Genomic DNA, 11,189 nt, shown 5'->3' with positions numbered 1-11,189 from the left:
CGGGCCGTCCCGCAAGTGCGGGGCGGCCCGGCGCCTTTTTTATCGTGCGCGGTGCGGCTGCAGGCCGCGTCAGGCGTTTTCCACGAACGCGTAACGGCCTTCGATCTTGCGCGGCGTGAACCAGCCGAAGTCGGGGAACATCCGGTTGCGGACGAACCAGACGTAGCCCACCAGCACGACCGTCACCGCGAGGCTCGGCAGCGCGCTCGATGGATCCTGTCCGAGATCGGCGATGGTCTTCGGCAGTTGCAGCAGCGACAGAATGATGAACGCGTGATATGCGCCGACGCGATGGGTCGCGAAGCCCCAGATGAACAGCAGCGACAGCGGCACGGTCAGCACGACGAACAGCACCGCGAGGCCCTTGCCCAGTGCGCCCACAGTGCCGAGGTGGTCGGCGGCGGCGGAGAACAGGTAGGCGAGCGCGAGGCTGATCACGAGTTGCGCGATGCCGAGGCCGACCAGGATCCACGTGTGCACTTTGTTTTTTCTGCACAGCGCCGGGTCGGGACGCGACGCGATCAGGCGCGCGAGCACGCGGTCCTTCAGGCCGTGGCCGGCCAGTTCGGCCAGCACGTCGGCTTTCCTCGCCCCCGCGGACAGCAGCGCCGCGATTCTTGTCTTGGCTTCCTTTTTGTTCATGACGTGGCGAATTATTGTTCGATGGATTGTCAAAGGCCCGGCCACGCGAATATTGCATCTTGTGCGATGGGGCGCAACGGTTTTGCCGCGGATGGAAACATTCCTACAATCGGCGCTGAGGGCGGGGGCAGGTGGGCGATTGGGCGATGGCGGGGTGGTGTCGCTGTCGGATGAGCGGTCGGACGCGGCGCGTGTGTCGGAGTGTGGCGACGTGAGCTGACCGGCGAGCCGAGTCGAGCCGAGCCGAGCCAAGCAGTGCAGTGCAGTGCAGAGTCTCGGCGATCGCGGTCGCGTGATGTCGTTTACTGCATCCATCGATAGCGCATAGCGCGGTACGGCTCGCGCTGACGCCGGGCGGACCGGGCAGCCGGACGCCGTGCATGCGGCGCGCCGGACGCCGATCAGTCGGATGCGGTCGGCGACGCCGCCGCGGGGCCAGCCGGCAACGCCGACCGTGTTTTCGTTTCGCGCGCCGGCGGTTCACGTCGCCGCGTCGCGCCTGCCAGCATCCCCGCGATGACGAGCGCGATGCCGAGAAGCCGCGTGCCCCCCAGCGTCTCGCCGAACAGCGCGACGGCGAACAGCACGGCCGAGACGGGCGCGACCGCCGTGAACAGCGCGGCTTCGGTGCCGCTCGTACGCGCGGAACCTGCATACCAGCACACATAACCGAGCACGGTCGGCACCAGCGCGTAGTACGCGATCGCCGAAACGGCGCCGATCGTCCAGCCGGTCATCGCCGCGTGCCATTCGAATGCGGCCGGCACCAGTGCGAGCACGAAGCCGAGGCCCGACATCGCCGTCGACAACGCGAGCGGCGGCAGCGGGGCCGACAGCCGCCGGTTCAGCAGGATGAACACGGCCTCGCATGCGACGGCGGCGAGCACCAGCGCGTCGCCGGCAAGCGTCTGCAGCGACGGCATGGCCCGGCCGGGCGCGAACGTGACGAACAGTACGCCGGCGGTGGCGAGCGCCGCCGCGCCCCAGTCGCGAAGCGTCTGGCGCTCGCGCAGCACGACGGCCGCGATCAGCGTCGACATCGCCGGCAGCGTGCCGAGCATCACGCCCGCATCGACCGGCGACGACAGCTTCGTGCCGCTGATCAGCAGCACCGTATAGCCGACGCCGCCCGCTGCCGCCTGGACGACGAGCAACACGGCATCGCGCATGCCGATGCGCGGCCAGCGCATCCGTTGCGCACACATCAGCGCGAACAGCAGCGGGGTCGCGATCAGGAAGCGCAGCGCGGTGGCCGTGAATGGCGGCAGCCCGCCGGCCGCGAAGCGGCTCGCGATGACGGTGCTGCCGACGCCGATCATCGCAGCGGCGAGGTAGAGATAGCCGACCAGTCGTGTTTTCATGCGCCGCATCATCGCGTGCGGCGGCGAGGGCGTCTTGAACGAAATTGCAGCGGTGTTCGTGGCGGTGCGGGTGTGTCAATTGGCGCGGCGCTCGGTGTTTCTGCATGGGGCGCAGCGTCTGTCTGCATCGACCGCATTGCCACGTCACGACAACGGCCCACGTCGCCACAACCGGAACGCGTCGCGCAGCGAAGCCCGTCACCCGGCCTGCGTGAACCTTCCCGGCGTGATCCCGAACTGACGCGCGAACGAACGCGTCAGATGGCTCTGATCGGCAAAACCGGCTTCGGCCGCCGCATCGGCGATCGGCGTGCCGCTCGCGAGCAGCGCACGGGCGAGCCGCGTGCGCGACTGCACCAGGTATGCATGCGGCGTGATGCCGAGTTCACGTGCGAAGCCGCGCAGCAACTGGAAGCGGCTCACGCCGCTCAAGCCGGCCAGTTCCGCCAGCGAAACGGGTGCCGCGGGCGCCGCATCGAGCCGTTCGCGGGCGATACGGATCGCCGGTGCGACGCGGGCGGCCGGCAGTGCGCGGTTCGAGTGCCGCGCCAGCAGCCCGGCGATCAGCATCACGAGTGCTTCGTCGCGCGCGAGCGGCACTGTTTCTCCTTCGACGATCCGCGCATGCAGCCGCCCGAACGCGGCGGCGAGCCGCGTGTCGCGCACGGCCGGATGCGCGAGTTCGACGCCGCCGAGCCCTTCTTCCGCCGCGACGCCCGCAACCAGCGCGGGCGCGAGGTACAGCATCCGCCAGCGCCGGCCGGTGCCCGCGTCGATCGGCATGCCGTCGTGCACTTCGCCCGGATTGACCATGATCGCGTCGCCGGCCAGCGCGTCGACCTGCCCGCGGCCGCTCCATGATCGATGCGCGCCGCTGACGATCACGCCAACCCCGAATTCATCGTGCGCATGCCGCGGAAACGCGCGATCGGACTCGAGGCTGATGGCCTCGATGCCTTCGTCGGTCCGTCGGTAGTGGGTGACACGGTGCATGGGCGCTCCTGGCGCGTCGGCGACGCGGATTCCGTGCACTTTAGCGCGTTCCGTCGACGCGCGCCCTTCATCCTTTTGGCCGATACCGCGCCGCGCGCGCAGCCGCCACCATGTGCACATGAGCAGCGTACACGGCCCGCCGGGCCTGAAGCTGCGCAGGAGACAGCGGTGGAACAACAGAATCCGGTATTCATCCAGGTGGGCGCACTCGCGGACGGTTTCGCACCTGACGCAAACATCCTCACGCCCGTGAACGCACTGGCGGGGCGGTCGCTCGTCCTTGACGATGCATCGGGCGCGTGGCGCATCTACACGTTCGAGGCGGATGCGCTGCAATGGCGCGATGCGGCGACCGACACGGGCGGGCGCGCGCCGTGCCGGGTCACGCGGCTGCGCGACGACCTGTACTTCGTCGACTACATCGAGCCGGCGGCGCGCGCGATGTCGGTCAGCCTCGTGATCGACGTCGGCAACGGCGTGTGGACGTCGGTGGTCGGCACGCTGCCGACCGAAGCGGACACGCACATCGACGCGTTCACGCGCGTCGCGCGCGGGTTGCCGCTGACGGGCGTCGATGCCGCGTTCCGGCACGGCACGCTCGGCGGCCATGCGCAGCCGGGCCTGCTGCACGGGCCCACGCGCGAGTTGATCGGCAAGCGGACGATGTACCGCTACAGCCCGACCGAGTGCTACGAGCACATCTACCTGAACGAGAACTTCTATGCATGGCAGTGCCTGCTGGGCGTCGAAGGCGGGCTGGCCGACGTCGACCGTTGCCATTACTTCAAGATCGCGGAGCAACTGTATCTGTTCGTCTGGCGCGAGAAAGTGGTGCCGACGCTCGGCGTCGTGCTGATCGATCTCGCGCAGTGCAAGACCGACGGCAAGATCTTCGGCTATCAGGGGGGCGAATTCGGCGCGCTGTCGAACTTCCCGATCGGCGCGTATGCGCAGGTGCTGAACGAAACCGTGCATCCGCTCGGCGGCGAGGCGTCGCAATGAACGCCATGCCGGGCAGCGGCCGCGTGCATGCGGATTTCAGCGGGCGGGTCGTGCTCGTCACGGGCGCCGCGCAGGGGATCGGCGCGGCGATCGCACGCCGTTTCGCGGAAGCCGATGCGTTCGTCGCGCTCGCCGATCTCAACGGCGACGCGGCTGCCGCGCAGGCCGACGCGCTTTCCGGTGCGGGTGCCGATGTGTGTGCGTATCGCGTCGACGCCGCGAGCCGCGACGAACTATGCGCGCTCGTCGCGGCGGTCGAGCGCGACGGCGGGCGGCTCGATGTCGTCGTGCACAACGCCGCGTATTTCCCGCTGACCCCGTTTGCGCAGATCGACGCGCCGACGCTCGAGCGGACGCTGGCGGTCAACCTGTCGGCGCTGTTCTGGCTCGCGCAGGCCGCGTTGCCTGCGTTCGAGCGCGCGGGCGCCGGACGGCTGCTCGTCACGTCGTCGGTGACGGGGCCGCGCGTCGTATATCCGGGGCTCGCGCATTACGCGGCATCGAAGGCCGGCGTGAACGGCTTCATCCGCGCGGCAGCGCTCGAACTCGCGCGCCGCAACGTGACGGTCAACGGCGTCGAGCCGGGGATGATCCGCACGCCGGCCGCCGGCAATCTCGGCGACGCGTCGGTCGCCGCGCAGATCGCCCGCGACATTCCGCTCGGGCGGATGGGTGAGCCGGACGACATCGCGAACGCAATGCTGTTTCTTGCGTCCGCAGATGCCGCGTATATCACCGGGCAGACGATCGTCGTCGACGGCGGCGCGACGTTGCCGGAGAGCGGGGCCGTGCTGGGCGACGGCTAACGCGCGCGAACAGGGCCGCGCGGTGACGGGCTGTGGATGGTGGCGCGCGTCGTCAGTGCTGTCGACGGCCGGGCCATGCGCGCGCGATTACAGCCAACCGTTGCGGATGAACTCGACGATCGAGTAACGGCGGCGCTCGAGATCGCGCTGGCGCACGGCGTCGACGATGCGCGACACGCCGTCAGCGTAAGGCGATGCGCCATACACGCGCGACTCGAATTGCAGGCTGCACGCGCCGTCCTCGATGCGGATCCGGTGGAATGCATGGCGGCCGAGCTGGTCGTCGGGAATCTGCAACGCATCGCGCTGCTCTGCGGGGTCGCGCACGGAGCGGATGTGCTGCGCCGGCACGCCGAGCGACTGGCCGATGTCGACCGCGGTGCCGGGCACCGACGTCTTGCTGGCCTGATGCGACTCGGTCACGCTGATGTTGCAGTCGCGAAACAGATGTCCGCTGGTTTCCAGCATGCACATGAACTTGAGCATCAGGATGTTCGTGTTCGGGCACAGCACGATGGGGAAATCGTGCGATCCGGTTTCGAGGTCGGAGCCGGTCGACAGCTCGACGAGTGTCGAACCCGTTGCGTGGCAGAACGCGATTGCATCGGGCAACTCGCGGCCGGAACCGGCATGGACGACGATCGATCGGGCGTCGCTACGCCGGGCGTCGGTACGTCGGGCGTCGCTACGTCCGGCATCGGCTCGCGCACCCTCCGACCACGGCATCACGTGAAAGATTGCGGGATCGAGCTGATGCGAGCGGAGCAGTTCGGTTGCCAGCTTGCCGGTGCCAACGACGAGTACTTGCATGGGATTGACGGGTTGCGGTTCGGGTTTCGGTACGGAAGCGGCACGGGCCGCTCAGGGGCCCGGCACGATCACGATCCACCGCGTGGTGTGCCGTGATCGCGCATTATGCCCGGCCGCCCGCCTGTGCGTGCAGTCGCGCCGCATAGGCGTGGCACCGGCGTATCAGTTGGCCGACGCTGTCGGCACCCATGCGTTCGCCGTGTTCTTCGCCGCGAACTGCGTGGCGATCGAGCGGGCGAGGCGGTCCGTATCCGATGCGACGGTGTCGTGCTTCGCTTCCGACACGCCATGCATTCCGGCACCGACTGCCGCCGACGTCGCGACGCGCCCGGCCACGGCGCCGACGCCGGCGGTCTCGACCATGCCCGGCATATGGCCGCTGTTCGCGCTGGCGGAGAACGAGTCGAGCGGTTGTGGCGTGCCGTGGGCCGGCTGGAACAGCACGGCGACCGACGCGCCCACTTCGCTCTTGCCGGCGCCGAGCCCGATCAGTGTGCGTCGGCGGCGATTGCCGGCGTCGATCCTGTCGAACCGGCCCTGGACGACCAGCGCGTCGCGATCGTTCGGCACCGGGCTGTCTGCACGCAGCGCCGGAACGCCTTGGGAGCGGAGTTCGCGCACGAGCGCGTCGGCGAGTTGCTGGCGCGTCTTCAGCGCGGTCTGCTGGCGTTGCGCGTCGGCGGACGAACCGCTCATGACGGTCGCGAGCTTGCTGATCATCCCGCCGTCGACCTTCACGTCGGTCGCATCCGCATCGAACGTCGACACATAGACGACGGTGGCATGAACCTGCGGCAGCGCGCGCCCCATCGGCGCCGTGGCCGTGGTCGCGGTTGCCGTCGATGCACAGCCGGTCATGACGAGCGAACCGACGATCAGCGCGGCACTCGTCAGACGTTTGGATTGGGCGGCGAGTGCGTGAAGGGAAAGGGACATGTCGATCTCCGTGGCCTGGGTGGAGGTGCCGATACTGTCGCGGCATTCAGGAACGCGAACGATCGGAAGCGGAGCGTGGTCGCTGGCCGAGAGAGGTTTCATGCCGTTGCGCAACACGCAGGCGAAGTATGCGGAGATCGGGCGCCACGCGCCACGCGGCAATTATGTCGGCGTATGTCATATGCCGGTGCGCATCGCGCATCAAGCAGAAAGCGCTGCGGGGGCCGGATGCGATGCGTCGAGCGGCAGCGCGACGACGGCCTCGAGGCCGCCGCCGTCGCGGTCGCGGAACGTCAGTGAGCCGCCGTGCAGCCGCGCGATCCGGTCGACGATCGCGAGGCCGAGACCGGTGCCGCCCGAGTGGCCGCGTGCGTTCGCGCCGCGGCTGAACGGTGCCTTGAGTCGTTCGAGTTCCTCGGCGCGGATGCCGGTGCCGCGATCGCGCACCACCGCATATGCGATCCCGTGTTCGGTCCACGTTCGCACGCCCAGGCCCGCCCGTCCGTAGACGACGGCGTTCTGCATCAGGTTCATCAGCAGCCGCATCACGCTGATCGGGCGGAACGGGAACGGCGGTACGTCGCCCTCGTCGAATTCGAATTCGTGCCCGAGCCCCGCGAAATCGGCCACGAGCTGCCCGATCAGCGCGTTCAGGTCGCCGGTCTGCGGGCTCTCGCGCTCGCCGCTGCCTGCGTAGTCCATGAACTGCTGCAGGATCGTGTCGATCTGGTCCAGGTAGTGCTCGGCCGATTCGGTGAGCGCATCGTGGGTGCCGCGCGGCAACGCCATCGCGATCGCGAGCCGCAGCTTGGTGAGCGGCGTGCGGATGTCGTGCGACACGCCGGCCAGCATCAGCGAGCGCGTCGTGTCCGCCTGCTGCAGTGCATCGGCCATCCGGTTGAACGCGCGGCTCACGTCGGCGATTTCGGTCGGCCCGTCGGTCGGCAGCGGCGGCGGGCGCTCGCCCGCCGTGACGCGTTGCGCGGCGCGTGCCAGCGCGTCGAGCGGACGGTTCAGGTGAAGCTGGATCAGATAGCCGGTCAGTGCCGCGAGCAGCGCGAGCCCGACCGACAGCACGAGGGCGGTCGTGATGCCGCTTGCCTGTGCATCGGCGGCCATCGGCAACGAAATCCAGACCGGCGTGCCGGCGGCATGCAGGCGAATCCACAGTCGCTCGTCGTCGCCCGACTGCCAGCGCGCGGGCAGCTCGGCCGGCAGATGCCGCGCGAGCGCCTGCATGAACACGTCGCGCTGCCAGGTGCGGAAGAAGGCGGGCAGGTTCGGCGGCTGCGGCGGCCCGGCGGGCGGCGGTTGCGTCCGGCCGCCGAGCTGCGCGACCACCGCACGGCCGGTGTCGGGCGGGAGGCTGGCGAGCGTGCGGTCGAGCAACTGCACGTACTCCGAGAAAATGATCGACGCCCGTTCGATGCGCGGCCGCTGCACGTAGTGCAGCAGCACGACGAGCGAACAGACGAGCGACAGCGCGACGAGCGCGACCAGCAGCGCGATGTTGCGCGCGAGCAGCGAGCGCGGCAGCGGGAGGCGCATCACGATTCGACGCCGGCCACCAGCATGTAGCCGATGCCCCACACCGTCTTGATGAAGCGCGGCTTGGCCGGATCGTCCTCGACGATCTGGCGCAGCCGCAGAATCTGCACGTCGACGCTGCGATCGAGCGCGGCGTGATCGCGTCCGCGCGCGCGGGCGAGCAGGTTTTCGCGGCTCACGGCGCGGTTCGGCGACGAGCCCAGCGCGTGCAACAGCAGCATCTGCGCCGAATGGATGTCGACGGGAACGCCGTCGCGCACCAGCGTCTGCTGGCCGACGTCGAACGTGAAGGCGCCGAAGCGCAGCCGCTGCGACGTCACCGTCGGCTCGCCGGCCGCCATCTTCTGGCGCCGCAGGAGCGCCCGCACGCGGGCGACCAGTTCGTCGGGAAGAAACGGCTTTGCGAGGTAATCGTCGGCGCCCGTTTCGAGGCCGATGACCTTGTCCGCAGCATCGCCTTTCGCGGTGAGCATCAGGATCGGCAGCGTGTGGCCTTCGGCGCGCAGCCGGCGGCACACGCTCAGGCCGTCCTCGGGCTCCATCATCAGGTCGAGCACCAGCAGATCGTACGGTTCGCGCTGCAGCAGGCGGTCGAGCCGCTTGCCGTCGGCGACCGCACGGACCTGGAAGCCGTGGCCGGTGAGGAAGCGTTGCAGCATGTTGCGCAGCTCGGCCTCGTCGTCTAGCACGACGATCCTGCAGGACTGTTCCATCGGCTGCCTCCGTGCGTGGCGCGACCGGGTGCGGTCCGCGCTCAGCGGGCCGCCATGCGCTGACGCATGAAGCCGGCGAGCTGCTCGAGCGTGACGTAGCCGTTGCGCTGCGTATCGATCTCGTCGAAATGCTGCGCGACCATCGGCATGCCCGCGGCGGCCTGCTCGCGGGTGAGCTTGCCGTCGTGCGTCGTGTTCGCGTTCGCGAAGCGGGTCTGCAACTGCGACAGCGCACGTTCGACGCGTGCGCCGCCGTTCGCGGCGCCGGCCGGCATCTGCTGCGCCGACGCTGCTGCTGAGACGATACACAAAACGGCGATGGCAATCATCTTCCGGATGGACTTCATGGGGTTTCTCCTTGCGTGGCCGACGTTCTGCGCCGGCCGGGTGATTGATGAAAAGGATGGCAAACGAAAAGGATGGCAAACGAAATGGTTCGATCGAGCGGGCCCGGTGCTGGTCACGCCCAGTGCGCGGGTACCCAGACGCGGCCAATCCAGTGGCCGGGCACCCAGACGACCGCACGCGGCGGGTGCGCGACATACACGGCTTGAGGCGCGACATACACGGAGCGCGGCAGCGGCGGCGCGAGGTACAGGACTTCCGGCGGCGGCGGCGCGACGTAGACGATGCGCGGTGCAGGCGTGACGACGACCGCCTTCGGCGCCGCGACACGCACGACTTTCGGTGGCGGCGTCACGACGATGGTCTTCGGCGGCGCTGGTGCGATGACGACGGCCTTGGGTGGCGCCGGTGCGACGACGACGGCGGCGGGCGCGGGCGGTGGCGCGGCGACGACCGCGGTGGCAGCCACCGGCGGCACGACAGCGACCGTCGTGGTTGCCGGCGGCGGTGCGTTCACGACCACGGCGGCCGGCGGGGGCGGGGCCGCCGGCACGACGACCGGCGAGGGCACCGGCACCGGCACCGGCACCGCGCCACCCGCGACCACCACCGTGCCGCTTGCCGTCGTGCCGCCGTGTACGACGGTCGAGCCGCCCGACGTCGTGATGACGCCCGGCGCGACACGCGTCGCGCTGCCGGAATGCGTGACGCTCTGGCTCGCCGTGTTGCCGCCCGATCCGGTGATCGTGCCGCTCGACGAGTACTGGCCCGGGCCGTCGCGCGTCACGCTGCCGGACGTCGATGCGCTGCGGCCGTCCGAGCCCGTCAGTGAACCGGTATGCGAGCAGGTGCCGTCCGCGCAGCTCGTGTCGCCGCTGTGCTGGACGGAGCGGCCGTTCGGGCCGACCGCGGTGCCGCTGTTCGAGAACTGGCCGGGCGCGGTGCGCGTGACGGTGCCCGTGTTGGTCGCGATGCCGCCGCCGGGACCGATCACGCCGCCTGCATGCGCGCAACTGCCGGCGCCGCAGGAACCGGCGTGCGCGCCGCTATAGGTGCCGTGTGGCGTGTAGGCGGTGCCGTGGCCGGCCCAGCCGGCGAAGGCCGGTGCGCTGGCAAGCGCGGCGAGGGCGGCGGCGGTGACGAGGGAGCGGGTTTTCATCGGGTGTCCTTGCGGTTCGTTTCGGTGCACGCAGTGGCGTGGTGACGGGACGAACTTTAGGACGACGACGCGCACCAGTCGCGTCATAAAAGATGTCGCGGTGTTACACGTCGAGTGCGTCATTCGGTACGACGAATCGATGACGGGGCGCTGCTGATTGCGGAGGGTTCAAGCCCGGCACGGCTTTGGCGGAAGCGGTCGAATGTGTTCGACGTGCGGCGCGATTCGGATAGGCGCGCCACGTGCAGTCCGGATTCGTGTCGCCGTGACATGTGGCGACATATTTGCCGGTCGGTCTGTGCATGTGTGGCGCCGAGCATCGCCGGACGAATCAATCGCATGCTCGGGAGCCATGGCTTCCAGTTGCAATTCCACCAAAAGAGTCGGCTTTTTATTCGACGTAGACAGCTGCTCCGTAGCGATCGGGCCATTTTTGGCCCGGTCGGGTCAAAAATGGCCCGCTTAATTCTGTTTGTTTTCAATGAGTTGAATTGGAGCGGGCCAAAAATGGCCCGAAATAGCGGTCAAAAAATCGATTTTTGCCGTCACAGCGTTGCGTTCTCCCGAGTAAAGGCGCCTTGAAACGGCGCTAAAGCCTTGATAGTCAAGGCTCAAGATATTTGCGTGTGTGCGCTGGCATGGCGCTTGCAGTAGCTACGGCGCCGTCACCGATGGCAACACGGTCCGAGGGCCGTGTCGGTTCCAACAACAAGGACAGCATTCATGCCGACTCCCGCTTATATCAGTATCCAGGGCAAGACCCAGGGCCACATCACGCAGGGCGCTTTCACCCCCGACTCGGTGGGCAACGTGTACCAGGAAGGCCACGAAGATCAGATTCTGGTCCAGGAAATCGAACATCTGATCGCGACGC

13 protein-coding genes are annotated in these 11,189 nt (G+C 68.7%); 4 read left to right on the top strand and 9 right to left on the bottom strand.

From position 1 onward, the window contains the following. Positions 1-69 precede the first annotated feature (69 nt). A complete protein-coding gene (locus O1Q03_RS39255) occupies positions 70-642 on the bottom strand; it encodes a permease (RefSeq protein WP_269511351.1) in 573 nt (190 codons plus the stop codon). 401 nt (positions 643-1,043) lie between these two features. Then, on the bottom strand, positions 1,044-2,003 hold the full coding sequence (locus tag O1Q03_RS39250) for a DMT family transporter (RefSeq protein ID WP_269511349.1): 960 nt from the start codon (positions 2,001-2,003) through the stop codon (positions 1,044-1,046). Between O1Q03_RS39250 and O1Q03_RS39245 the strand changes: the two genes are divergently transcribed. Beyond that, positions 2,002-2,244 carry a hypothetical protein gene (locus O1Q03_RS39245; RefSeq protein ID WP_269511347.1) on the top strand — a complete coding sequence of 81 codons (243 nt, stop codon included), beginning with the start codon at positions 2,002-2,004 and terminating at the stop codon, positions 2,242-2,244. The genes O1Q03_RS39250 and O1Q03_RS39245 overlap by 2 nt on opposite strands. Here O1Q03_RS39245 and O1Q03_RS39240 read toward each other — a convergent pair. After that, positions 2,202-2,996 carry an AraC family transcriptional regulator gene (locus O1Q03_RS39240; protein ID WP_269511346.1) on the bottom strand — a complete coding sequence of 265 codons (795 nt, stop codon included), beginning with the start codon at positions 2,994-2,996 and terminating at the stop codon, positions 2,202-2,204. The genes O1Q03_RS39245 and O1Q03_RS39240 overlap by 43 nt on opposite strands. Before the next feature lie 168 nt (positions 2,997-3,164). Here O1Q03_RS39240 and O1Q03_RS39235 point away from each other — a divergent pair, with 168 nt between their 5' ends. Continuing rightward, a complete protein-coding gene (locus O1Q03_RS39235) occupies positions 3,165-3,998 on the top strand; it encodes a molybdenum cofactor biosynthesis F family protein (RefSeq protein WP_269511344.1) in 834 nt (277 codons plus the stop codon). Next, a complete protein-coding gene (locus tag O1Q03_RS39230) occupies positions 3,995-4,804 on the top strand; it encodes an SDR family oxidoreductase (protein WP_269511342.1) in 810 nt (269 codons plus the stop codon). Before O1Q03_RS39235 ends, O1Q03_RS39230 begins: the two co-directional genes overlap by 4 nt. 87 nt (positions 4,805-4,891) lie before the next feature. Here the strand turns inward: O1Q03_RS39230 and O1Q03_RS39225 are convergent, their stop codons facing one another. From O1Q03_RS39225 to O1Q03_RS39200, 6 genes are all read right to left on the bottom strand, one after another. Continuing rightward, positions 4,892-5,614, bottom strand: a complete 723-nt coding sequence (locus O1Q03_RS39225; protein WP_269511341.1) for a dihydrodipicolinate reductase C-terminal domain-containing protein — start codon at positions 5,612-5,614, stop codon at positions 4,892-4,894. Between the two features lie 162 nt (positions 5,615-5,776). Continuing rightward, positions 5,777-6,550, bottom strand: coding sequence for a DUF4410 domain-containing protein (locus O1Q03_RS39220; protein WP_269511339.1), 774 nt, complete (start codon positions 6,548-6,550; stop codon positions 5,777-5,779). Positions 6,551-6,751: 201 nt separating this feature from the next. Next, positions 6,752-8,098, bottom strand: coding sequence for an ATP-binding protein (locus tag O1Q03_RS39215; RefSeq protein ID WP_269511337.1), 1,347 nt, complete (start codon positions 8,096-8,098; stop codon positions 6,752-6,754). Further along, positions 8,098-8,811, bottom strand: a complete 714-nt coding sequence (locus O1Q03_RS39210) for a response regulator (RefSeq protein WP_269511335.1) — start codon at positions 8,809-8,811, stop codon at positions 8,098-8,100. The genes O1Q03_RS39215 and O1Q03_RS39210 overlap by 1 nt, the downstream gene beginning before the upstream one ends. Before the next feature lie 41 nt (positions 8,812-8,852). Further along, positions 8,853-9,158 (bottom strand): EF-hand domain-containing protein, encoded by a 306-nt coding sequence (locus tag O1Q03_RS39205; protein ID WP_269511333.1) that lies wholly within the window; start codon positions 9,156-9,158, stop codon positions 8,853-8,855. Between the two features lie 113 nt (positions 9,159-9,271). Beyond that, the gene (locus tag O1Q03_RS39200; protein WP_269511332.1) at positions 9,272-10,315 is read right to left on the bottom strand and encodes a hypothetical protein; all 1,044 of its coding nucleotides are present in this window, start codon (positions 10,313-10,315) and stop codon (positions 9,272-9,274) included. A 723-nt stretch (positions 10,316-11,038) separates the two neighbouring features. On the opposite strand from O1Q03_RS39200, the gene tssD reads away from it, so the two are divergent. Beyond that, positions 11,039-11,189 (top strand): type VI secretion system tube protein TssD (tssD, locus tag O1Q03_RS39195; RefSeq protein ID WP_269511353.1); only part of this gene is annotated, 151 nt, incomplete at its 3' end.

The sequence above is a fragment of the Burkholderia sp. IMCC1007 genome, assembly GCF_027257875.1.
Lineage (GTDB): Bacteria > Pseudomonadota > Gammaproteobacteria > Burkholderiales > Burkholderiaceae > Burkholderia.
This window is presented reverse-complemented; position numbering and strand designations above follow the sequence as displayed.